The sequence below is a fragment of the uncultured Polaribacter sp. genome, assembly GCF_947497125.1.
GTDB lineage: Bacteria > Bacteroidota > Bacteroidia > Flavobacteriales > Flavobacteriaceae > Polaribacter.
Genome location: NZ_CANMFI010000001.1, coordinates 716,779 through 742,039 on the forward strand (window position 1 = coordinate 716,779; position 25,261 = coordinate 742,039).

Annotated in this window: 13 protein-coding genes; 6 read left to right on the forward strand and 7 right to left on the reverse strand. The window is 30.9% G+C overall.

From position 1 onward, the window contains the following. Positions 1-16 precede the first annotated feature (16 nt). From Q0678_RS03115 to Q0678_RS03130, 4 genes are all read right to left on the reverse strand, one after another. Positions 17-3,262 (reverse strand): TonB-dependent receptor, encoded by a 3,246-nt coding sequence (locus tag Q0678_RS03115; protein ID WP_299053699.1) that lies wholly within the window; start codon positions 3,260-3,262, stop codon positions 17-19. A 92-nt stretch (positions 3,263-3,354) separates the two neighbouring features. After that, the gene (locus Q0678_RS03120; protein ID WP_299053701.1) at positions 3,355-6,132 is read right to left on the reverse strand and encodes an alpha-L-rhamnosidase; all 2,778 of its coding nucleotides are present in this window, start codon (positions 6,130-6,132) and stop codon (positions 3,355-3,357) included. Positions 6,133-6,343: 211 nt separating this feature from the next. Continuing rightward, positions 6,344-8,512 (reverse strand): Ig-like domain-containing protein, encoded by a 2,169-nt coding sequence (locus tag Q0678_RS03125; RefSeq protein ID WP_299053704.1) that lies wholly within the window; start codon positions 8,510-8,512, stop codon positions 6,344-6,346. Positions 8,513-8,640: 128 nt separating this feature from the next. Next, a complete protein-coding gene (locus tag Q0678_RS03130) occupies positions 8,641-10,122 on the reverse strand; it encodes a sulfatase (protein WP_299053706.1) in 1,482 nt (493 codons plus the stop codon). A 134-nt stretch (positions 10,123-10,256) separates the two neighbouring features. Between Q0678_RS03130 and Q0678_RS03135 the strand changes: the two genes are divergently transcribed. The 6 genes from Q0678_RS03135 (at position 10,257) to Q0678_RS03160 (ending at position 22,680) form a co-directional block, all read left to right on the forward strand. After that, positions 10,257-11,765 (forward strand): sulfatase-like hydrolase/transferase, encoded by a 1,509-nt coding sequence (locus Q0678_RS03135; RefSeq protein WP_299053709.1) that lies wholly within the window; start codon positions 10,257-10,259, stop codon positions 11,763-11,765. A 56-nt stretch (positions 11,766-11,821) separates the two neighbouring features. Then, positions 11,822-12,226 carry an Ig-like domain-containing protein gene (locus Q0678_RS03140; protein ID WP_299053712.1) on the forward strand — a complete coding sequence of 135 codons (405 nt, stop codon included), beginning with the start codon at positions 11,822-11,824 and terminating at the stop codon, positions 12,224-12,226. Positions 12,227-12,322: 96 nt separating this feature from the next. Continuing rightward, a complete protein-coding gene (locus Q0678_RS03145; RefSeq protein ID WP_299053715.1) occupies positions 12,323-14,083 on the forward strand; it encodes a hypothetical protein in 1,761 nt (586 codons plus the stop codon). Positions 14,084-14,099: 16 nt separating this feature from the next. Further along, on the forward strand, positions 14,100-15,875 hold the full coding sequence (locus Q0678_RS03150) for a hypothetical protein (RefSeq protein ID WP_299053718.1): 1,776 nt from the start codon (positions 14,100-14,102) through the stop codon (positions 15,873-15,875). A 3-nt stretch (positions 15,876-15,878) separates the two neighbouring features. After that, positions 15,879-17,369, forward strand: a complete 1,491-nt coding sequence (locus Q0678_RS03155; protein ID WP_299053719.1) for a sulfatase-like hydrolase/transferase — start codon at positions 15,879-15,881, stop codon at positions 17,367-17,369. A 112-nt stretch (positions 17,370-17,481) separates the two neighbouring features. Continuing rightward, positions 17,482-22,680 (forward strand): immunoglobulin-like domain-containing protein, encoded by a 5,199-nt coding sequence (locus tag Q0678_RS03160; protein ID WP_299053722.1) that lies wholly within the window; start codon positions 17,482-17,484, stop codon positions 22,678-22,680. 33 nt (positions 22,681-22,713) lie between these two features. Here Q0678_RS03160 and Q0678_RS11670 read toward each other — a convergent pair whose 3' ends face one another. The 3 genes from Q0678_RS11670 to Q0678_RS03170 all read right to left on the reverse strand — a co-directional run bounded on the left by Q0678_RS11670 (position 22,714) and on the right by Q0678_RS03170 (position 25,233). Continuing rightward, entirely contained in the window at positions 22,714-22,929 is a 216-nt protein-coding gene (locus Q0678_RS11670; RefSeq protein ID WP_367181484.1) for a hypothetical protein, read from the reverse strand. A 352-nt stretch (positions 22,930-23,281) separates the two neighbouring features. After that, positions 23,282-24,538 carry a choice-of-anchor tandem repeat GloVer-containing protein gene (locus tag Q0678_RS03165; RefSeq protein ID WP_299053725.1) on the reverse strand — a complete coding sequence of 419 codons (1,257 nt, stop codon included), beginning with the start codon at positions 24,536-24,538 and terminating at the stop codon, positions 23,282-23,284. 155 nt (positions 24,539-24,693) lie between these two features. Then, the gene (locus Q0678_RS03170) at positions 24,694-25,233 is read right to left on the reverse strand and encodes a hypothetical protein (RefSeq protein WP_299053727.1); all 540 of its coding nucleotides are present in this window, start codon (positions 25,231-25,233) and stop codon (positions 24,694-24,696) included. Positions 25,234-25,261 lie beyond the last annotated feature (28 nt).

The window sequence follows — 25,261 nt, forward strand, 5'->3', positions numbered from 1 at the left end:
ATCTATATTTTTAAATCTAAAATGTTAAGTTTAACCCAAGTGAAAATAACTTAGGTCTTGGGTATGCAGAATAATCAATACCTCTATTTAAGGCACCATTCCCATTGGTACTAACTTCTGGGTCTGGACCGGTGTAATTTGTTATTGTAACTAAATTAGTACCTGTTAATACTACACCTACATTAGAAAAGAATTTGATATCTTTAAAATTATAACGCACACTTAAGTTTTTTAATCTTACATATGAACCATCTTCTATAAATACTGAATTTGGTACAGTAACACCTGATGGCCCGTTAAAACTTGGGTATCTTACATCATTGTGTTGATTGTTAACTGTCCATCTATTATTGTAATAATCTTGTGTGCCATTTGCACCTTGCCATCCAGAACCTATAAAGGCTTTATTTAAGTTTAAAATATCATTTCCAACAGAACCTTGTATAAACATAGAAATATTAAATTCTCCTATTCTAAATTGATTATTCCAACCAAAGAAAAAATCTGGATTTGGATTTCCAATAGTTTGCCTATCTTCTTGGTTAATAATACCATCTCCATTGATATCTTCAAACTTCCAAAGACCAGGAGAATTCGCAACAGGACTTCCAGTCGTAGGGTTATTTCTAACTGTTGATGCAAAAATTTGTTGTTGTGTAATATTCCCAGAACCATCATCTACATCTTCTGTTTTAATATTGAAATTACCTCCTGCGTAATCTACCAAATCACTAGGTTGAATTAAACCTGTAACTTTATAACCAAAAAACAAACCTAATTCTTCACCAGGATATGTTCTTGTTGCATTTATTTGAAAGAAATTTGCAGCAATACCTGGACCATCAACAAATTCATTAGTTCCATAACTTACAAGTCTTGTTACATTCCTTGTCCAATTTAACTTACTTGTCCAAGAAAAATTTTCTTTTTTAAAAACATCGTAAGCAATATCTACTTCTATTCCTTTATTATTTATTTCTCCATCATTAATAGGTATTCTTGAAAAACCTGTTTGCAAAGGAATTGGCAAATTATTTAAAAGATTATTTGTGATTTTTTCATAAACATCTACACTTGTTCTAAGCCTATTCCTAAAAAAGTTTGCGTTTAAACCTAAATTAAGTGTTGTACTTGTTTCCCATGTTAAATTTTGATTTGCAATCCTTGCAGGAAAAGTAGCTGTATATAAATTATTATCTGTTAAACCAATATTACCTATATTATAAAGATCTAAAGTCGAGTATGGCCCAACACCTCTAGAACTACCAACTTGTCCATAAGAAACTCTAAATTTTAATAATGAAATGTCTCTAATATCTCTAATAAACTTTTCTTTATGCATGTCCCAAGAAAGAGCGGCTGATGGAAAAAATCCCCAAGGTTCTCCTGCACTAAATTTAGAATCTCCATCATATCTTCCTGTTGTTGTTAAAGTATATTTATCATCAAAAGTATAGTTTAATCGGTACAATAGAGATTTGATGTAATTATTAGTTCTTACAGAATTAAAATTTTGTGCTGTACTTGCCAATTGAATCGCGTCTATACCCAAATCATCAAAAGTAAAATCTGTATATAATTCTGACTTTCTGTAAGCATTTATATCTGTATAACTTGCTCCAACAGTTGCATTTATTTTATGCTTATTAACTCTCTTATTGAAATTTAAAAAAGATTCTGCAGTAAATCTATTGGTTTCTGCCTCAGCTAAAAATAATCTTCCATTAAAATTAGCTCCTACTACTGTTTTTTTATTATTAAAAACTTGGTTTGTATTTAAACCTGCATTGTATCCAATTCTATTTGTCCATTTTAATTCTGGTGTAAAAGAATAAACACCAGTTGAAGAGAAAATTACTCTTTTGGTTTTTTGTACATTATCTGATTGTGTTGCCTCAATTGCAGGGTTTGTAATAATTTCATCATTTACTCCTATTTGGTTATAATCTCCAGTATCTGAATCTAATAAAGGGATAAAAGGGTTTATCCTCATTGCACTAAATACAACACCAGACAAACCGGTTCTTGCACTTGTTTGTACTCTTTGATTTCTAGAATAATTTAACTGTATGTTAGAGTTTAATTTAAATTTATCTCCGATTTTTAATTTAGAATTATACCTTAAATTTACTCTTTGAAATTTAGAGTTTAAGATATTTCCTTCATTCTCATTATAATTTAATGATAGTAATTGTGATAGATTTTCATTACCTCCAGATACAGTCACATTTGCATTGGTAATAAGAGATTGTCTAAAAATGGCATCCATAAAATTAGTACCATCTATTGCATTTTCAGGAAGTGGTCTTCTATCATTAAGTCCGTCAAAAGGAAGTCTATTATCTGCTAATAATTCTTCAAATGAAGTTTGTGGATTTTGTAATGTTACAATATCATTTCTAAATTGTGCATATTGTCCTCCTACCATTAAACTATAAGGAACTCCGACATCTGAAATTGAAGCTCTTAAATTAGCAGTAATTTTAACATTACCTATTTTTGCTTCTTTAGTTGTAATCAATACCACACCATTTCCTGCTCTTGCCCCATAAATTGCAGTTGCAGAGGCATCTTTTAACACTTCTATACTTTGTATATCATCAGGATTTAAAGAAGCTAACGGATTTGTATTGGTAAAATATTGATCTCCTTGCGCTTGTATATTGTCTTCTAGGGGTATACCATTTAAAACATATAGTGGCTGAGTACTACCTGTAAGACTATTTATACCTCTAATTTGTATAGAAATTCCTGCCCCTGGCTCACCAGAATCAGAACTCACTAAAACCCCAGAAGCTTGTCCCTGTAATGTTTCACTAATATTTGTATATACTTGATCTTCTAAATCTTTTGCTTTAATAGAACTAACAGCTCCTGTAACATCTTTTCTCTTTTTTTCGCCATAACCAACAATAACGATCTCTTCAAGAGTCTCAGATTCTTGTGTTAATTTTGCATTTAAAGTTGTTGTAGAACCAATTGACTTTTCTATATTTTTATATCCTAAATATGAAAATATTAAAACTTTACTTTGATTATCAAGTAGTTTTAATTCGTAATTTCCATCAAAATCTGTTGACGTCCCGTTCTTGGTTCCTTTTTGTAAAACAAAAGCTCCTGGTAAAACATCTCCCTCTACAGATGTAATTTTACCTGTTATTGTTATTGTTTGAGCTTGGAATAGTAATGAAATACTAAAAAAAACAAAAAACATTGTTCGTTTTAAAATACCATTAAAATAATAATTATTCTTATTTTTCATAATTAAACTATTGTTGGTTTATAGATTACACCAATATTAAATACAAATATAATTTTTGGCATCCTGCTCTTGCAGGTAATTGTTGTTATTATTTATTTTTTTAAAGGAGCATTAATATTATACTTACCAGAACCAACTTTAATAACAGTCTCATAACTTGTCTTAGAAATAATTGTTATTCTTTTCTTATTCGCCAAAAATTGCTCGTTTATTTTAATTTTATTAAATTCTTCTGTTGGAATATGAATATTGGCAGTTGTATTAATTGGTATTTCTACTATCATATTAAAATGATTCCTTTTAATTCTCCAATTTGATGTTATTTTTCCATTAATGGTTTTTGTACTTCCATTAATAAATTTCATTTCATCTAAAATAGCAGGTTTTATGATTATGTTTCTATAACCATTTGTTTGAGTATCAATACCAGCTGCATATTGAAACATCCACTCTGCTACAGAACCAAATGCATAATGACTAAAAGAATTCATGGCTGCATTTAAGTTAGCATTTTTAGAATTATCCTTTGTAAAACTGTCCCAACGTTCCCAAATAGATGTACTGCCGTTTTCTATAGAAAAACCCCAACTTGGATATGCTTTCTGCTGAAATAACTTGTATGAAACGTCGTGAAAACCATATTTTGACAGGGCTAACATTACATGTTTTGTTCCTAAAAAACCTGTAGCAAATTTATACCCATTATTTTTAATTTTTTCTACCAATCGGTTTGCTCCTTTTTGTGCTAAATCTTCCGGATACAAGTTAAAATACAACGCTAAAGCATAACTGGTCATAGAATCTTCTGTAGTTTTACCATCAGAAGTAATATATTTAGCAGCGAACTGTACTTGTATATTTTTAAAGTCTATCGCATACTTTTCATAATCTTTTGTTTTTCCTAATTCATTTGCCATTTCTGACATTAATTTAGCTGCATATCCATAATAAGCCGAAGCAATAAAATCATTACTTGTTTTTTCATTAACAGAAAGCCAGTCTCCCCAATTTTTTCCTTCACCAGGTCGTAAATAGTTAATACTCGCTTTTTCTTGAAAATCCATAAATTTTTGCATTCCATCATACATATAAGCTACAATTCTTGTGTCATTATAGACTTTCATCATTGTGTATGGTATAATAATACCTGCTTCCATCCAAGCTGGCGAATACTGACCAGGTCTAGAAAAAGGAAATGGTGCAAAGTTAGGATATGCGCCATACCAGCGTTGTGCATCATCTAAATCTATTGCAAATTTTGTAAAAAATGAAGCAACATCTGAATTATAGGTGGCAGACTTTGCAAAAACTTGTGCATCTCCTGTCCAACCTAAACGCTCGTCTCTTTGAGGACAATCTGTAGGAACATCTAAAAAATTAGCTGCTTGAGTGGTTTTTATATTATCAAATAATTTATTGTTCATTGGGTTAGATGAACTAAAATTACTACCATTTGTATTTATAGAGCTTAATTGAATACCTGTAATGGTTTCTAGACTTGGTTCTTCTGTTAAACCTGTAACCTCTACAAACTGAAAACCATGATATGTAAAACGAGGTTCCCAAACTTCTTCTCCTTTTCCATTTAAAATATAGGTATCTGTAGCTCTAGCCCTTCTTAGATTTTCTGTTAAAAGTGTTCCATCATTTTTAAGAATTTCGCCAAAACGTAGGGTAATTTTTGTTCCTGATTTTCCTTTAGTTTTTAATTTTACAACCCCCGCAATGTTTTTTCCTAAATCAAAAATATAGGTCCCTTTTTGGGGCTCTGTAATATTAATAGGCGTAATTGTTTCTTGGTTTTTTACTGCAGTTGTTGGTGATGCCATTAGCTTACCATTTGGTAAAGTGTAACGCTTTGGTTTACTCCAATTGCGATCATCAAAACCTGCTTTATCCCAATTTTTATGCTCTAAACGGGCATCATATGTTTCGCCCATAATAATATCTGCCTCTAAAATTGGGCCTTGGTTTGCTTTCCAAGTTTTTTCATTAGAAGCAATAATTTCTGATGTACCATCTTCATATTCAATTTTTATTTGCCCCATAAAAGAAGGGTTTACTCCATAAAACTCTCTAACTTTGTCTAAACGCACTAAAAGGGCATAACCAACATAACCTGCATACCAACCATCAGCTAAAATTGCACCTACAACATTTTCTCCTTCTTGCAATTGATCGGTAATATCAAAAGTTTGATAATACAAACGCTTGTTATAATCTGTCCAGCCAGGTAAAAGATAATCGTTACCAACCTTATTACCGTTCAAACGTAACTCATACAACCCTAAAGCTGTTGCATAAGCTGTTGCTCTTTTTATCTTTTTATTTATTTTAAAAGAATAACGCAAGTATCTTGCAGGTGGTAAATACAGCTCGTTATATTTATCTTTTTTATTATATCCTACATTATGACCGATATACTGAGCCTTCCAATCTATAAAATCTAAATTACCCATAGACCATGAGGCAATTTTACTTGTAGATGAAATATCATTTTCATCCCAAACGGTTACCTTCCAAAAGTATTTTTTTCCTGAAACCAATTCTTGTCCAACATATTCTATTTGATTTGTAGCATTAGAATTAATTTTACCACTATCCCAAATTGTCTCTGTACTTGAAAAAGATTTATGATTACCTACTACTATTTGATATGCTGATTGATATCTATCAAATCCATCCCCTTTTAAAACCCAGCTGAACCTTGGCGACTTTACATCGATCCCTTCTGGATTCTCTAAATACTCTGTTCTTAATTGATGAATCTCTAAAGGTGATATGTTATTATATTCAGTACCAAAAACACTAAAGGTTACCAACAATAATAAAAGCAATAGATCTCTTTTTTTCTTTAGTACTACATTCATCGTTTAATTATTTAAAAATTGTTATTTAGTTTTAAGCGCTAAGTAGCAATAATAGCTAGAACTATTAAATTTGCTATCCTGTACTATCATTTTTTTTGATTCAAAATAAAAAAAATATAATTTAAATTTTAAAGCAATAAAAAAGAGCGCTTTAAATGAAGCACTCTTTTTTTACTTTTTAAAAATAAATTAAATATGAATCGTTTATTTTTTAATTAATTATAATTTTAAAACTTTTAAAGCTGTTTTTATTTTTTACACTAACAATATAAATACCTGCATTTAAATTATTTGTAGAAATTCCCTGAGAAACACCTCCTAAAACTTCCTTAGAGTAAATTTGTTTTCCTGTAATATCAATTACAGAAATATTAATCTTATCAGTATTTGTAAACCTTTCTAAATTTACAAACACCTTTTCTCCTTGACTAACTGGATTAGGATACATATAAGCCGCATCTAAAGAAAGTTGATTTTCTACTGAAGCAGTACTATCTTGCTTTGTAAATCTAATGTAATCAAAAGAAACAACCCCTTCAGATCCATCTGCATTTGGGTCAAGTCTAATATCTGTAAAGTTATTAGTAACTGACCAGTTTGGCACGGTTGCAGGTAAATTAACAACAATAGTTTCAAATTCTGTACTATTTGGAGTCATGTTAAACTGTGCTGCTCTGGTTCCTCCACCTTCAATAAAAAATATAATGGTTCCATTATCACTAGCAGTTTCATTTTTCACTCTTACTGTTAAAAATCTAGCACCAGCAGCACTAAAAGTTTGTGCCGTTGTATTTCTAACATTAGGATCAGCTCCACCTGTAGTAGTAACTTCTAAATAACCATCGCTATTCCATGCAGTTGTACAATTTTTTAGATCCTTATTCCAGCCATCTACATCGTTACCAAATTCAAATGCAAGAATAGTATTTGGTGCTTGTGTTATTGTTATTGTTGTTGAATCACTAACATCACTACCATCTATACTTGTTGCAGTTACTTTAACAGTACCAGCTATTTTAGGAACTAAAACTCCGTCTGAGTTTATTGTTGCAATATTTGTATCATCTACTGAATAACTTAACGTTTTATAACTAGCATCACTTGGTAAAATAGTTGCTTCTATTTGCGCTATTTCATTGGTTGTTATTGTTGTTGGACCAACAATTGAAACAGATGTTGCTAATACAGTGTTTGTAGGAGCGCCAAGTAATTTCACATAATCATAAGAAACAATACCTGCAGCACCACTATTATTAGGATCTAGCCTAACATCTGTAATAGTTAAGTTGTTTGCAAATTTATTAACAGTTGATAAATCGATTACGATAGTTTCAAAATCGGCACTATTAGCAGTCATTGGTACTGGCACATTAATAGTACCAACACTCGTAAATAAAAACACTCCACCAGTAGTATCTGCAGTTCCATTTTTTACTCTTAACTCTATAAAATTAAAATTACTGGCATTAAACTCAACTTTTGGATTTCTGTAAAAAAATGGGTCATTCTCACCATTTGTAGTAACTTCTAAATACCCAGAGTTCCATGTTGCAGAACATCTTGTAAGAGTTCTATTCCAGTCTTCATCATCTGTATCAAACTCCCAACTATAAATAGTATTTGCTCCTTGGGTTATTGTCAACTGTGTAGAATCACTTACATTAGAACCATCTGTAGTTGTTGCTGTTACTGTAACTGTACCCGTTGTTTTTGGCACTAAAAGACCCGAAGCATTAATTCTAGCAATATTATCGTCATCAACAGTATATTCCACTTCATTAAAGGTCGAATTACTTGGGGTAATTGTTGATGTAAATCTAGCTATCCCATTTGTATTTATTGTGGTTGGCCCATCAACTGAAATAGAAGTTGCTAATATTGGATTTGTAGGAGCTTCTAAAAATCTTATGAAATCAAAAGAAATAGTACCTTCAGCACCGCCGTTGTTAGGATCTATTCTAACATCATCTATCTGTAAATTATTTGTGTAATTTGTAACTGTTGATAGATCTACAACTAAGGTTTCAAAAGCAGAACTATTTGCTGTAGAAGTAAACGGAATGGTAATGTTTGTATCATTTGTTCTTATTAGTATAATAGTTCCACCAGCATTTGGTGTTCCGTTTTTTATACCTAACTCTAAAAAGTTAACATTTGCAGTATTCATCTCAACAGGAGTAATGTTAAAAAAGTAAGGATCAACTTCTCCTATTGTTGTAACATCTAAATAACCTTCTGGATTCCATACAGTTGTGCATTTTTGGGGGTTTTTATTCCAACCTTCGTCAGTAGAATCAAACTCCCAACCTTTAATTGTTTGACCATTTAAAACTTGCATTCCTATGGAAAGTAAATAAAAAGTAAAAAGTAATTTTTTCATAATATATATTTTTTAGTTATGCAATTTTATTTTAATAATTTACAAGAACTATCCTGTACTATCAGTTATTTATGTTCTTTATGACCTAAAAATTATAACATAAATAATAAAAAATTCAAACTAATTTATCAACTCTTTAACGGTAATCTAGTTTTAATTTTAACAGGATTATTTTCAATATCACCTGTTTCTTTTCTCCATTTATTTAAAGCTGTTCTTAATTCTATTTTTTTTGCTTTATAAGCTGGGTTATTGGCTAAATTTTTTAATTGAGATTGATCATTTTGCATGTCATATAATTCAACACCCGGCCTTCCTTTTTCAAGAGTTTTTAAAAGATTGTATTGCATTGGGTGTGTTTCTTTTGCTTTCACAGTTGCTTCATAACTCCTATTACTCCAACCTTTGTACTCTCTTAAATCTGCAGGTAATAAATAGGATTTGTTAGGCATTAAGTTTCTAATTAAGTAAAATCGCCCATCAAACACAACTCTACTTGGGTAGTGCTCTCTTTTATCAGGGCCATGAGAATTGTGCTCTGCAAAAATGTATTTCCTATCTGTTACAGTATCTTGTTTACCTGTTATTATTGGTAAAATAGACTTCCCTTGAACAGTTTCTGGTATTGGTAAACTTAAAAAGCTTAAGATTGTTGGCATAATATCTACATGAGAAATCAAGGCTTTTGAGACTTGACTCTTAGAAATATTTGGACCAACAACGGCATAAGGCACATGCAAGCCTTCTGCGTATGCAGATGCTTTTGCTCTATGATATGGCTGCCCCTGGTCTGAAGTAAAAATAATTAAGGTATTTTCAAACTCTCCTTTTCTTTTTAATGTTTCTATAATTGCTCCCGCACAAGCATCTGCTAGCTGCACACAACCATAATACTTACTTAAATCTTCTCTCATTAGAGGAGTGTCTGGCAAATAATCTGGCACTACAATATTATTTACATCAGGCATGTATTCTGGAAACTTTTTCATGTGTGCGTCAAAATTTCGATGAGGAGGCGAAATATTTGCCTGAAAAAAGAATGGCTTATCCCCAGAAGCATCAATAAACTCAGCTATAACTTTCTTATACTTTTCCGGATCGTTGTGCACAGAATTTCTATCAGAATATGGAAATTTCCAAGGCGGACTCATATGAAATTTTTGAGTAATTGCCGTAAAAAAACCATTTTCTTGTAAAATCTCTGGTAATGTATTTATGTACTCATGCACACCAACTTTATCAACCCTTTTTGCCTCTCTACTAAAAGCTTCATCGTTATCACTTAAACTTGGTGTTATTGTATTTCTCCAATGCCCGTTTGCATGAGGAAACATACCCGTATTTATAGAGCTTCTACTAGGCGAACAAGAAGGCACAGAAGCATAAGCATTTGTAAAACGAACTCCTTGTTTTGAAAAACTATCAAAATTTGGAGTCTTAATACCCTTCATACCGTCTATAGAAGTATCATAACCTTGATCATCCATCAAAATTAAAACTACGTTTAAAGGTTTTTTATTATTGTTTTTTTTTAACTTAACTTCCTTAGGAAGACTGCAATTAAAAAAAAGAAATCCGAAAAATAACAATACATAAACGTGTGATTTCATAAAATATAAGTTTTTATTTTTTTTTTATAAAACTACTCTAAAAAAAACCAATCGGCATCCTGCACTAACAGGTTAGAGCAGGATGTTTTCAATAGAAATTAATACAATTTTTGAATGACTAAAAAGATTCAATAATGAACTACTCTGTAAAATTACTTTTTTTATTTGTTTTTGCGATACAAATTGGGCTTTCTCAAAATAAAAAGCCAAACATTCTTTTAATTGTTGCAGATGATTTAGGTTTTAGCGATGTAAGTTCTTTTGGCGGCGAAATCCCTACTCCAAATATTGATGAACTAGGAAAAAATGGAGTGAAATTTAATAAATTTTACGTTTCACCTATGTGTGTAACCAGTAGAGTTGCTATAATTGCAGGTTTAGAGTTTCAAGCTGCTGGCAAAAACAATTTTCCGAAAGGAGAAAGTATTGCTCTGCAACTCCGTAAAGCTGGATACACGACGAATTTAGTCGGTAAAAATCACGGAATGGATAAACTTAAAATTGGTGATATCAAAAATGATTTTGGCTTCGATCATTTTTACGGCTTTACGGGAGGTCAAATTAATAGTTTTACTGGTCAAGGAAATGTAAAATGGCAAAATGATGGTAAAATTTTTCCAAACTCTCAATTGCCAGAAGATTTTTATGCAACAAAAAATTTTACTGATTATGCCATAAAATATATGGATGAAGCAATCAAAAGAAACAAACCTTTTTTTAGTATGGTTTCTTATAACGCACCACATAGCCCATTAGATGCTCCTGAAAGAAATGTTCGCAAGTTTTATGACCCAGAAAACGGAATAAATGTTTACAAAAATGGATGGAATAATCTTCGTGAAAAACGCTTAGAACGGATGATTAATCTTGGTATTGTTGACAAAAACACTAAACTACCAGAATTGGGTGTAGAGATTCCTGATTGGAAATTATTACCAGAAACCTCTAATAATCAATGGGAAATTCAGAAAAAATTTGAAACTCTTTCAAGAAGTGCCTATGCTGGTATGGTTGATAATATGGATGAAAACATTGGGCGAATTACAGCGTATTTAAAAGACCCAAATCAAGACGGGAATACAAATGATAGTGAATTAGAAAACACCATTATTATATTTATATCAGATAATGGCGGTTGTTATGCAGGTCTACACACAAATAGAAAAGCGGTGCCTTGGAGCCAAGAAAATAGAGGCGCAGGCTTTACCACAAATTATGGCTGGGCAGCTTTAAGCAATACTCCTTTTTCTTCTTATAAGCACGGTAGTAAAGAAGGCGCAATTCGTTCGCCAATGATTGTACATTGGCCAAACGGAATAAAATTGAAAAAAAATTCCATTAACAAACAAATGATACGAATATGGGATTTATATCCTACCTTTTTAGAGATAGCAGGTATAAAACTTCAAGAAGTAAAAACAAAATTGATGGGGAAAAGTTTTTTACCCTTAATTGAAAATAAAAAGTATGAAGAAGAAAAATTTTTTGTTTCAACTTTTTATCGCTCTAAGGGTCTTATAAAAGGAGATTGGAAATTAGTTAGTTTTTACGACAGTCCTTTTGAATTATACAACCTAAAAAAAGACCCAACAGAAATAAAAAACATAAGACATAAACACCCCTTAAATATAAAGACCTTTTAAATTCTTGGACAAAATATACCCAAAAGCACGGTTTCGAAAACAATAAACAATGGAATATGCCTACTGGCTCTATAAAAAGAGGTTTTGGTTTTAATAGAGTTAAAAATATAATGGTTAGTTCTTCTCCAGAGTTTATGGAAGACAACGTTTCTACCAATCAAAAATTAACTTTTGTTTTTAAAAACGTCATTAGTTTTAAAAATACTAAAAATAGAAAAATAAGATTACAAAAATATGGAAATCCAAAAATATTATGGACTAAAGATTTTAATGAAAACTCTATATTTGAAGGGCAAAAAAAAATCATTTTTACTGATTTCCCAACATTAGAGCCCAACACGCATTATTATATTACTTGGGACAGCAATTGGGTAAAAATAAATCAAAACGGTAACCTAACACCTATTCAACCTGTTAGAGAAAGTGCATTTGCATATCGTTTTAAAACCAGATCAAAATAGTTCTACAGGTTGCCACAGGATAGCAAAAATGTCTAAAAAAAATAAATTTACATTGGTAAAAACCATCTAATCATTAAACATTTTAATTTATAAAAAATGAACAAATTATATTTAGTATTATTGATATTATTTTTTACAAAAACAGTAATATTTGCTCAATTACCTCCTGTTTTTGATACAAATGACGAAAAAAGAGCTAGTCATTCGGAAATGATTAAAACCTATTTAACACCAACAAGAATTGTTTGGAAATCTGATGATTCTGGTAATCACATTAAAAATGAAAATACATTATTAGAAAAAGGAAATGGTCAAGTTGCAGTAAACGACGAAAACTTATTTCGATTAATCAGTAATAAAGACCATAAACCAGGAATAATGTTGGATTTTGGAAAAGAAATTAATGGTGGAATTAAAATATCTATGGGAATTAGACCTTCTAAAACACCTTTAAGATTAAGAATTCGTTTTGGAGAATCAGTTTCTGAGGCGATGTCTAATATTGGAGGAAAGAGTAATGCTACCAACGAACACTCTTTAAGAGATTTTACCTTAGAAGTTCCTTGGTTAGGTTCTGTAGAAATTGGAGAAACAGGTTTCCGTTTTGTTAGAATAGATGTATTAGACGCAAACGAAAATGCACCAATAAAATCTATAGAAGCTGCATTTGTTTATAGAGATTTAGAATATATAGGTTCTTTTGATAGTAGTAATAAAAGATTAAATGATATATGGTTAACAGGTGCTTATACTGTGCACTTAAATATGCAAAACTATCTTTGGGATGGCATTAAAAGAGACCGATTAGTTTGGGTTGGAGACATGCATCCAGAAGTAATGACGATTAATTCTGTTTTTGGTAGTAATAGTATTGTTCCAAAGAGTTTAGACTTAGCAAGAGATCAACACCCTCTTCCACAATGGATGAATACCATTAGTTCTTACTCTATGTGGTGGTTGCTAATTCATAAAGACTGGTACAATTATCATGGAGACTTCGCATACTTAAAAGAGCAAGAAGCCTATATGATTGCTTTGTTAGACCAGTTAAGCACTTTTATAGATAAAGATAATAAAGAAGTTTTAAATGGTGGACGATTTTTAGATTGGCCAACAAGTACAGACCCAAAAGCAGTTCATGCTGGTTTACAAGCAATGATGATTATGACTTTTGAAGCAGGAGCTGAAATGATGAAGACTTTAGAAAGACCTGAATTGGCAAAAAAATATATAAAAATTTCTAAAAATCTAAAAAAACACACTCCAGAAGGTAACACCTCTAAACAGGCGGCTTCTTTAATGGTATTAGCGGATATTGCTAAAGCGAAGAAAATTAATGTAGAAGTTTTAAAGAAAAATGGTGTAGAAAACATGTCTACCTTTTATGGGTATTACATCTTAGAAGCAATGGCAGAAGCAAAAGACTATCAAGGCGCACTAGATGTTATTAGCGAATATTGGGGAGGTATGTTAGATTTAGGAGCCACAACCTTTTGGGAAGACTTTAATATTTCCGAAGGAAAAATTAGCGGAAGAATTGATGAACTTCCTGCCACAAATAAAAGTGATATTCATAGCGATTTTGGAGACTTTTGTTATGTTGGCCTGAGACATAGTTTAGCCCATGGTTGGGCAAGCGGACCTACTGCTTGGTTAACACAATATGTTTTAGGTGTAAATGTTTCTGATGGTGGAAACACCATTACAATAGAGCCTCATTTAGGTAATTTAGAATTTGTAAACGGAACATTTCCTACTAAATTTGGGGTTTTAAAAATTAGTCATACCAAAAATTTAAAAGGAAAAGTAGTTACTAAAATTGATGCTCCAAAAGGATTAAAAGTAAACTACAAATAACTTAGATTTTTTTAATATGAAATCTCTCAAAAAAATAGTATTTATTTTTTCTTTAAGTTGTATTTACTCTTTTTATGCACAAGAATCAAACAAGACCATAGAACTACAAAATTATAATACAGATAATTGGGTTGCTACTGATGCTTTAGGAAGAGAAGTAGTAACTTTTGATACTGCGGGTACTTTAAAAAACAATAAAAAAGTAGGCGTTTTTTATTATGTATGGCATGGCCATCATAGTAAAAAAGTATATGATATTACAAAAATCTTAAAAGACCCAAAAGGCAAGAGAAAATGGGGGCCAAAAGATAAATTTCACTTCTGGGGAGAACCTGAACAAGGTTACTACAGAGCAGAAGACCCATGGGTTTTAAGGAGAGATTTACAAATGCTTACCAATGCAAAAGTAGATTTTATCTACCTAGATGTTACTAATCATTTTATATATCCAGAAACCGTTCATGCACTATTTAAAATGGGAGCAAAAATGCGTTCAGAAGGTATTCCTACACCAGATATAACCTTTACAACAAACTCTAAAAGCGGCCTAACAGTTACTAAAATTTATAACGAATTTTATAAAAAAGGATTGTACAAAGACCAATGGTTTATGTGGGATGGGAAACCTTTAATAATGGCAAATCCGAAAGATAAAAACCTTTCTGATGTAGCTCGAAGTTTTTTTACGATTAAATATAGTTGGGCTTGGACAAAAACAAAAGAAAACCCTAATCATTGGCAATGGATAGATACTACACCACAAGATTATGGTTGGAGTAAAAACAAAGAAATACCAGAACAAATACCAGTGTCAGTTGCTGGTCATCCTGTAGAAGTAAGTCATGGTCTTTACGGCACAAGCAGAGCTAACGGAAAACAACCAAAAGTTAATAAGTTTCACGTAACAGAAACTACAGGCCAGGGACAACATTTTCAAGAACAATGGGATATAGCTTTACAAGTTAATCCAGAAATAGTAATGGTTACTCAATGGAATGAATGGTTAGCGCAACGTTTTATCTGGGATGGTAAATTAAAACACCCAGGCTATGCTGGTCGACCGATTCATATCGGTGATTCTTATTTTATAGATGTTTTTACAGAAGAATTTAATAGAGATATGGCACCAATGAAAGGTGGACATACTGATAATTATTATTATCAATTAGTATCTAATATGCGAAAATTTAAAGGAATGAATGCGCCTGTTAAATTTTCTCAAAAAAATAAAATTAAGGTTGATGGAAATTTTGAAGAATGGTCAAATGTTCAACCAGAATTTTACGATCCAACAGGAGATACCATGCACAGAGATTTTGCGGGATATGACCCGACTACAATTTACACAAACAAAACTGGTCGAAATGATATTATTTCATCAAAAGTTGGTTTAGATAAAAATGATGTTTTCTTTTATGTAAAAACAAGAAATAAACTAACCAATTATAAAGGAGACAAATGGATGTTATTGTTTATTGATATTGATAAAGATATAAATACAGGCTGGGAAGGTTATGATTACATAGTAAATCATGAAATTCTATCTTCAAAAAATTCTACATTAAAAAAATGGAATGGAACAAATTGGATTAATGTAGGAAAAGTGAACTTCAAAAAAGAAAACAACGAGCTAGAACTTTGTATAAATAAAAAACACCTTAATTTAAAAGACAAGCTAGACTTTTATTTTAAATGGGCAGATAATTCTATAGAATTAAAAGATATTTCATCATTTTTTATGAATGGAGATACTGCGCCTGATAGACGATTTAAATATCATTTTAAAGAATAAAAAATGAAAAATAATAGTAATACCTTTTTAGTTTTAATCACATTAATCATTTTTTCTTGTAAAAAAGAAGGGAAATCAACATTATTAGAACCATTAAAAAAACCAAATATTATTTTTTTAATGGACGACCAGCATCGTTTTGATGCACTTGGAATAATAAACAAACAAGTAATTACACCTACTTTAGATAGTTTAGCTAAGGATGGTGTTTTTTACAGTCAAGCAGTTTGCCAAGCGCCAATGTGTGTGCCAAGTAGAAATTCTATGATGTTAGGTTTGTATCCAAATCAAACAGGGGTCTACAGAAATAGTGATGGCATAAAAGATGAAAATGTTCCTGTAAAAACAATGGCAGAATATTTTAAAGAAGCTGGTTATGAAACTGCAGGTTTTGGAAAAACACACTGGGGTAAGTATAAAACGAACACTAGAGGTTTTGAAACAAGATACACATCAGAAATAAAAGAAGATGGCGGCATTACCATGTTAGAAATGAATCCTGAAGCAAAGAAAAAATATGATGCTGAAATTGCTGATATGGGACCGGGCGAAGAAAATAATTTAGGCTATTTAGGTTTTACAAGTAAACTAGAAGAAGATGAACATAGAGATGGTTGGGTTACAAAACAGGCAATAAATTATATTAAAAAAAGAAACGATGAAAGGCCTCTTTTCTTGTATTTATCGTATATGAAACCTCATGCAGGCCATAATGTACCAAAAGGCTATGAAGACTTGTATGATGCAGACACTATAAAATATGCCGAACAGCCAAATTGGAAAAAAGACAATTCGCCACACTCAGAAGGTGTGAATAGAAGAGACATGTATAGGACTTATTGGAGTAAAGCTTCTAAAGAAGATTGGCAATTAATGACCATGCGATATTATGCAAACGTAACTTGGATAGATGATATGATGGGCAGAACTTTAGCAGCTTTAAAAGAGAAAGGACTGTTAGAAAACACCTTAATTGTCTACACTTCTGACCATGGAGAAATGCTAGGCGAACGTTTCTATAAATTTAACAAATATAATTTATATGATGCTAGTGTAAGAGTACCAATGTTACTGGCAGGAACAGCTTTACCAAAAAACCTACAAAGGAATTCTATTGATAATTTATCTGCAGAAAATACAGATTTACTACCAACTTTACTAGATTTTGCTAATATAAAACAAGATAAACCTTTGTTAGGAGAAAGCCTGTTATCAAACAAAAGAAACGAAGCTACTTTTGCTGCTTTACACGAAAGAGATGGTGAAGCTGCTTTTATGTGGAGAACAGTAAACTACAAACTTATTTTAGTGCTAAATAGAAGAGAAAACGCTGCAAACTACTCTGAAAAAGATATTATTACTGGTGAATTCTACAACTTAAAAGAAGATCCAAAAGAATGGACAAATTTATATGATAATTCTGAAGTTAAAGAAATTCAGAATAGATATAAAATAGCATTGTTAAATTACCTTAAAAAAATGGCTAAACTATAATATACATAGTTATATGACAGCTTTTTACAACAGGAAAGAACAGGATGCTTTTTTAGCTTTTTTTTCCGAATTTTGTACATACAATAATTTTTATAAAACAGCTTACTTAAAAATGAACAAAAAAACATCCATTTTTATACTTCTTTTAAGTGTTTTCGGAGCGTTATCTTTTACAAAACCTCCTAATGATAAAGAATTAATTACTTTTAAATATTATTGTGCTCCAAACTCTATAGCTTCAATACAAGCGATTTCTAATGGTAGTTGGAACAATGCAGCTACTTGGAATACAAACCAAGTTCCAACTTTAGAAGATGATGTAACAATACCATCAGGATTTGTGGTCACTTTATCACAAGGTTCATTAGCAAGATCTGTAAGAGTGGATGGTACTCTTAAGCCTCTAAATTTAACCTCTGATTTCAGCATTGAAACTAAAGGAATTATGATACATTCTGGAGGTAAATTGTTAATTGGTAGTGAAACAAATGCTTATACAGGAAATGGATTAATTACCTTAATAGGGACTAACTCTAATGAAATATTAATGAGTAGTAGCCCTATTATGGGGTCTAAATTAATAGGAGTAATGGATGGTGGTATTTTAGACTTACATGGCACCTCAAGAAAGACATGGACTCAGCTAAATGAAACTGCAGAGAAAGATGCAACTTCTATTACTTTAAAGGAAACTATAAATTGGAATGTTGGCGATGAAATTGTTATAGCATCAACAGATTTCGATCCTCACCAAGCAGAAAAAAGAACAATTACTGAAATAAACGGCAAAATAATCTCTTTTGTAGAGCCACTTAATTACATGCATTTTGGAGTATTACAGACATATAATAACGGAACTGAATATAAAATATTAGATGAACGAGCAGAAGTTGGTTTATTAACGCATAATTTAAAAATTCAAGGAGATTCTGACAGTGACTTAAACGGATACGGTGGGCATATCATGTCAATGCCAAACTCTGTTTCTAAAGCATCAAACATAGAATTGTACCGAATGGGACAAAAATCTAAAATTGGAAAATATCCTTGGCATTGGCATTTATTAGGTGATGCAGATGGACAGTACATAAAAAATACAGGTATTCATAAATCTTACAATAGAGTTATTACTGTTCATGGTACAAATAATACAGTTGTAGAGGGTAATGTTGGGTATGATTTTATAGGTCATGGTTATTTTTTAGAAAACGGTAGTGAAACAGGCAACTTGTTTAAAAACAATTTAGGTGTCGTTTGTAAAAGACCTGTTGAAGGTGAAGAAACTACCCCTCATGATCTTGGAATTGGAGCTCAAAATGGGGCACACCCAGAAGCTTTTCCTGCAACGTTTTGGATTACAAACCCTAATAATGATTATATAGGAAACGTATCTGCTGGATCTGACGGATCTGGTTTTTGGCATTTAATATTAAACAAGGTTCTTGATGGCCCAGATCAAAATTATAGACCGGGCATACAACCGATGGGGATATTTAATGATAACAAAGCACACTCAAACCTTTTTAGCTGGGGTGTTGATGGTGGTGTTGATAGAGATAGTGATGAAATAGTTAATGGTCATTATAGACCTCAAAATTCAGATGGCTCACAATTTATTCCTGAAATACATAGATTTGACGGCTATAAGTCTGTAGATAGAAACGTTTGGATTAGAGCAAATACAATGAATTTTTACGATTGTGATTTTGGCGATAATGGTAGAGCAGATTTCTTTTCATACAATCAAACTTTGTTTAATTCTTTAATTGTTGGTAAATCTGCAAATATCGGTAACCCTTCATCAGCAAGTGAAAATCAGGCAGGCAGATCATTACCCTACCCAGAAAGACCTGTAGATAATTTTCATAATGCATTTAGAGGGCACAGTATTTATGATGGTCCTTCTGGAATCGTTGATACTCATTTTGACGGATTTAATCAGAATGGTGCAAAATCATATTCTTTTCAAATAAATGGTGCTTCAAGAAAATCTACCAACCATTTTGCAAGGGGTATCACATTTGGGCCAGATGTTGATGAGAATGCTAAATTTGATTTTGATTATAATTCATTTTTTAGCTATATGTATTTAAGCGGCTTAATTGATGAAGATGGTAGCCTAACTGGGGTTGTAGGCGCAAATATTAGACCTTTAATTAAGGCGAATCCAGGAACAAAAAATTTGTATGAAAAAGGAGCGAATACGCAAATGACAGATGCAATAGAAAAACCTGAATGGGGAGCTTGGTTAACTGAAAATAAGACTTATAATTATTTTGTAGATACTGATGAAACTAATAAAGTTAATGGGGCTTTTACACCCCGATATTTTATTGCAGAATATCCAAATAAAACCTCATATGCGGTTTTTAACACACAAACACAGCAACAATATTTTGATGCACCTGTAATTACTAATGATTTAGACTATACCTATTACATGCAGTATCATAAACTGCCATTTCTTATGAGATCTGAGTTAAATGGTACAAAAACAAATTCAGAGAACGTTATTGTTGCTTATTCAAATATACCAGGTATTTCTTATGGAGGAAATGCAAATAGAGTAACAAGTATGAGTCTCTTAAAGGCAAGTACAAGCCAAGCATATTTTATTAAAGACAATACGGTTTATTTTAAATTTATTAGTAATAATATACAATCAGAAACATTTCAAAGGCAGTTTGGAAACAACTACCGTTTTGAGAGTAAAGATGCATTTCTTTGTAATACTGGAAATTGTTCCGACACAAGTATTCGAAGTAATATAATTAATAAAGTAACTCTAATAGACTACAGTGTTAGAACTATGGACCTAGGATCTATTGAAACCAATGACGATACTAGAGATAGTGCAAATACTTCAGATGAGCTTACGATGCCTATATTTTCTTACAATGATAGAAAAGTTAATTTTAATGTAGAAAATAATGGAAACGGAATTAGTGGGCATACTGATTATATAATTACACTTCAATCTAGACAGGTTTGGGAGTATTTTGAAACATTAAGCTTAGATTACACAGGACCTTCTGTTGAAATTATTGTTGAAAGTGAAAATGGTGATCAGTTTAGTGCTGGTACTTATAGCGACAACGATTCTAATAATGTTAGAATTGGTCAAAACAATCATTTTAGTAAATACACCAATGTTAAAAAACTAATATTGCGATTTCATGAGAGTAATTTAGGAGACATAAATACAGCATCTTCAAATCAAGTTACTATTAATCAAATTTTGTTAGGTATAGATATTCCTGATACTTACAGCGACTCTTCTACTCTTGTTAGTCAAGATTCTGATGGAGATGGTATATTAGATGAAGACGAAATAGATAACTGTAGAAATTTTAGTTCTGCTTCAGATTTTGCATTAGAATTTAATGAAGACAACAATATTTTTGATAACTACACACCAATGTTTTTAGAAAACATAGAAGAAAGTAATGGTATTTTAAAAGCTACTTCAACAGGTGGAGATTCTAAATTAATAAAAAACAGTTTTGTTAATTTTAATGGATCTAATGTCACTAGTTTAACTTTTAGATATAAGGCTAATATTGCATTAACAAAACTACAATTATTTTGGGAAACTACTGATAATAATAACTTTTCTGCAGCAAGAACAATCTCTGAAAATTACACTGGAAATGGAGCTTGGCAAGAAATAGTATTTGATTTAAGCAATCATTCTGAATGGGGGAATAAAACAATTATAGGTTTTAGAATAGACCCTACAAATAACAATAATGTTACTTTTGAAATAGATTGGATTAGAGCACAAAACGCTTTCGACGTATCTAATTCTTGTATCCCTCAAATAGACAATGATAATGACGGATTGTACAATAAAGAAGAGGAAGAATTGTGTAGAGATATTGACTCTGCATCTGACTTTGCTTTAGAATTTAATGGAGATGATATATTTAACGGATTTAATGATAATTCTATTGATAATTTAGAAGAAGTAAATGGAGTTTTAAGAGGAACTAGTAATACAAATGACCCAAAAATAACAAATAATAATTTTGTTTCTTTTTCGGGTACAGAAGTTACAAGTTTGACAGTAAGAATGAAAGCTAATATTGATCATACAAAGTTTCAATTATTTTGGGCTAATGAAGAAGAAGGTATAACTGCCAATAAATCTGTTAGTACAAATTATAATGGAAATGGAAATTGGCAAGAAATTATATTAGATTTATCCACACACACAGAATGGAAAAATAAGATCATTAAAGGCTTTAGAATTGATCCAACAGACAACCTCAATGTAAATTTTGAAATAGATTGGATAAGAGCCCAAAATGCAAAAGACGAGTCTATTTCATGTGTTGTAGACACTACGATTCCTGTAATTACTCTTATAGGAAATAATACAGAAAATATTGAAGTAGGATCTAATTACACAGATGCTGGTGCTACAGCTACCGATAATTATGACGGAGATATTACAAACAGCATTCAAGTAACAGGTAATGTCAATACAAATATAGTAGGCACCTATACACTAACTTACAATGTTAGCGATGCTAGTAATAATCAAGCAAACACTGTATCTAGGACAATCAATGTGGTTGATACTACTATCCCTGTGATTACACTAATTGGAAACGATTCAGAAACCATTGAAGTAGGTTCTAATTATACAGATACTGGGGCTACTGCTACAGACAATTATGACGGAGATATTACAAATAGCATTCAAGTAACAGGTAATGTCAATACAAATATAGTAGGCACCTATACACTAACTTACAATGTTAGCGATACTAGTAATAATCAAGCAAACACTGTGTCTAGAACAATCAATGTGATTGATACTACTATCCCTGTGATTACACTAATTGGAAACGATTCAGAAACCATTGAAGTAGGATCTAATTACACAGATGCTGGTGCTACTGCTACAGACAATTATGACGGAGATATTACAAATAGCATTCAAGTAACAGGTAATGTCAATACAAATATAGTAGGCACTTATACACTAACTTACAATGTTAGCGATACTAGTAATAATGAAGCAAACACTGTGTCTAGAACAATCAATGTAGTTAGCACTTTAAGAGTTAACGATTTTTACAAACAAAACGTTAGAATATTCCCAAATCCGACAACAAGTAATTGGACCTTAGAATCTAAGACAATAATTAAAAGTATTCAAATAATTAATATTCTTGGTAAGGTTGTAAAAGAAATAAAACCTAATAGTTTGTTTGTAAAAATTGATTCTGATAGACTTTCCAAAGGAATATATATTGCTAGAATTAATAATGTGTTTTCTGTTAAATTAATAAAATCTAATTAATAAAAATAATTCTAAATTTCTGTATAATGAGTTTTAAAGGACAAGAGTAAAATTATCCTCATTAAAATCATTTTTAAAAATTACAATATTATAAGCCTTTTTTATTTTTTGATAAATAAGGCTTATTTTGTTGTTTAAGTTTGTATTTTCTTTATTTGGTAGAGAAGCTTTCTGTTTACCAATATCCCAATACTCTAGATTGATAAAAATACCTATTGCAAATTGTTTTCTACATTTATTATAGGTAATTCTTCAATATATAGGTGCTTTATTATTTTTTTTTATTCTATTATGTGCTATAACAAATAACACACGTATTTTATGATTATTCATAGTTTCGTTTTATTTAAAATGAATTGATACCTCGTAGTAAAAATTGATACCTTTTTGTGTGCCTATTTAAATGGCAAATAATGTAAATGAAGAAATATTGAAAACTTTGTGAAGTAATGGAAACACTTTAAAAACCTATAGAAAACAAAAAAAAACCTTCACATTTCTATGAAGGTTTAAGTGATTTTAAAATCAAACGTCTAACTTTTTTTTGAGGATATAAAAAACTCCTTAAATAGTTAGAAGAGATCTAAAAAAATTAATTATTTCAATTTAATTTAGAAAAATCCACTAAAGTAAGTTGATTTCTTTGTGGCTTAAATCCGTTATTACCATCAAAAGAATAGCGCTGAGCAACTTTACCATTTAATGTGTTTAATTCTATAATAGCACCTTTATTACTTCCTCCGCCCTCTTCACAAGTTACATAAAGTCGTTCGTTTGTAGATTGCACAAAAGTCCCTAAAGGTCTTCTTCCTTCTAAATCTAAAGTATTGGTAAATTCTATAGAATTTGTGTTTATATCAACAGTATAAATGGTTCCAGAATTTAAACCATGCACTTCCTCTTCTGTTGTTGTACCGTATAACAACCCATTAAACTCAACAAAACCTCCTTCTGGATTAGAACCTTGAGCTGTAATTCCTGAAACCATTGAAAATAGGGTTTCATACCCACTTCCATCTTTATTAATTTTAAAAACACAACCTTGCTGAGAACTACCTCCTTCTCTTGACGAACCATATAACACACCATTTGAAGCTTCATATAGTTGATTGTTAAATGAACTTCTAAATTCGTTTCCAGAAGAAGAGTACAATCTTTCTAATGAGTTTAAAGCTTTATTATATTTTACTATAGCCCCCTTATTGCTTGTTCCTCCATTAAAAGTAGTTATATATAAATTACCGTCTGAGGCTTCTAATAATTTAGACTTTGGTTGCCCAAAATAGTTTGTAAATGTTTCAAGAACAGTAAAAGTTCCATCAGTAGGATTAAAAGAAGATAATTTTCCTACAAAATCAGCCAAGCCAAAATCTTGACTAGCCATATAAAGTAACCCATCAGCACTTAATATAGGAGCATCAAGAAAAAAATTTCCTATTGCAGATTGATCATCAATATATTCAATTACAACAAAAGAGTTTGTTAACGGATCAAATTCATAAAATGTGCCAAGTGCTATTGCAGCTCCAGGGTTTACAATCTTTCCATCGGCAGTTGTAAAACCATATAATTTTCCATTATTTGCCAGTGTTAAACCTCCGATAGGTTTGCTACCTGTTGCAGTTTCAAAATCATAAACTTTTTCATAATTTTGACCACTTTGGTCAACTTTATAAATTACACCCAAATCATTAGCTCCACCATCATACGTTGTACCATACATGTACAAACCTTTAGTTATAGGCTGTTCATATTGATAAATATTGATCGTTTCTTTTGTGCATGAGCTCACCATGATCATTAAAAATCCAAAAGAAAGTTTTAGTAATATGTTTTTTAAGTTTTTTGTCTTTTTCATCTATATTTTTATTTAATATACGTTAATTAATAACGCCTTACTACTATATTTTTTTACTACTGTAATTTAAGATATTACAGTGATTTTATAATCTTATTTTAATTTAACCAAAGTTATCATAAATACTATTTTTCACATCAACTTATTACTAAAATCTAAAAAGAATTGACAAATAATGATATTTTTTCAAACTTTGATTTAAATTCTGATAAAGAAATTGCATTTACAGAATAGTTGTTCGTGTTGTATTTTTCTTTAAGTTTTAGCATGCATTCATCTAGCGTTTTATATATATTATCTTGATGTATGATAATGATTAAATTTTTTGGTAAATCAAAGAAATTTAGATTTTTTAAAGAAAAATCAGTCATTAAAACTCTTGATTTATCTAAAAATCCAAAATCAACTTCAAGTAAACACCAATCAATTTCTTGAAGTTTATAGTTGCCTACATCTAACGTTTCAATGGCTATTTTGTCATTAAAAGGAACACAAGAAACTATTTTATCGATCGCTAAACTACCAATATGCTCATTTAAATTCGTCAAAAATGAAACATAGGTTTTAGAGTGAAAAACATTCAGTGAACTATCTGAAGATTTGATAAATAGATCCGTAAAAGTATAAAAATCAAATGCTGTTTCATCTTCTCTTTTTTTAAACAAACCCTTTAATAAATTAAAAATTTTTTTCATTATTTTTAGTTTTAATTGTAATCAACTT

What these genes read in the sequence shown, in the direction of transcription:
- Q0678_RS03170 (WP_299053727.1), bottom strand. Translation starts at nt 25,233, where the DNA reads ATGAAAAAAATTTTTAATTTATTAAAGGGTTTGTTTAAAAAAAGAGAA.
- Q0678_RS03120 (WP_299053701.1), bottom strand. Translation starts at nt 6,132, where the DNA reads ATGAATGTAGTACTAAAGAAAAAAAGAGATCTATTGCTTTTATTATTG.
- Q0678_RS03145 (WP_299053715.1), top strand. Translation starts at nt 12,323, where the DNA reads ATGAACAAATTATATTTAGTATTATTGATATTATTTTTTACAAAAACA.
- Q0678_RS03135 (WP_299053709.1), top strand. Translation starts at nt 10,257, where the DNA reads ATGAACTACTCTGTAAAATTACTTTTTTTATTTGTTTTTGCGATACAA.
- Q0678_RS03150 (WP_299053718.1), top strand. Translation starts at nt 14,100, where the DNA reads ATGAAATCTCTCAAAAAAATAGTATTTATTTTTTCTTTAAGTTGTATT.
- Q0678_RS03115 (WP_299053699.1), bottom strand. Translation starts at nt 3,262, where the DNA reads ATGAAAAATAAGAATAATTATTATTTTAATGGTATTTTAAAACGAACA.
- Q0678_RS03140 (WP_299053712.1), top strand. Translation starts at nt 11,822, where the DNA reads ATGCCTACTGGCTCTATAAAAAGAGGTTTTGGTTTTAATAGAGTTAAA.
- Q0678_RS03155 (WP_299053719.1), top strand. Translation starts at nt 15,879, where the DNA reads ATGAAAAATAATAGTAATACCTTTTTAGTTTTAATCACATTAATCATT.
- Q0678_RS03130 (WP_299053706.1), bottom strand. Translation starts at nt 10,122, where the DNA reads ATGAAATCACACGTTTATGTATTGTTATTTTTCGGATTTCTTTTTTTT.
- Q0678_RS03125 (WP_299053704.1), bottom strand. Translation starts at nt 8,512, where the DNA reads ATGAAAAAATTACTTTTTACTTTTTATTTACTTTCCATAGGAATGCAA.
- Q0678_RS03165 (WP_299053725.1), bottom strand. Translation starts at nt 24,538, where the DNA reads ATGAAAAAGACAAAAAACTTAAAAAACATATTACTAAAACTTTCTTTT.
- Q0678_RS03160 (WP_299053722.1), top strand. Translation starts at nt 17,482, where the DNA reads ATGAACAAAAAAACATCCATTTTTATACTTCTTTTAAGTGTTTTCGGA.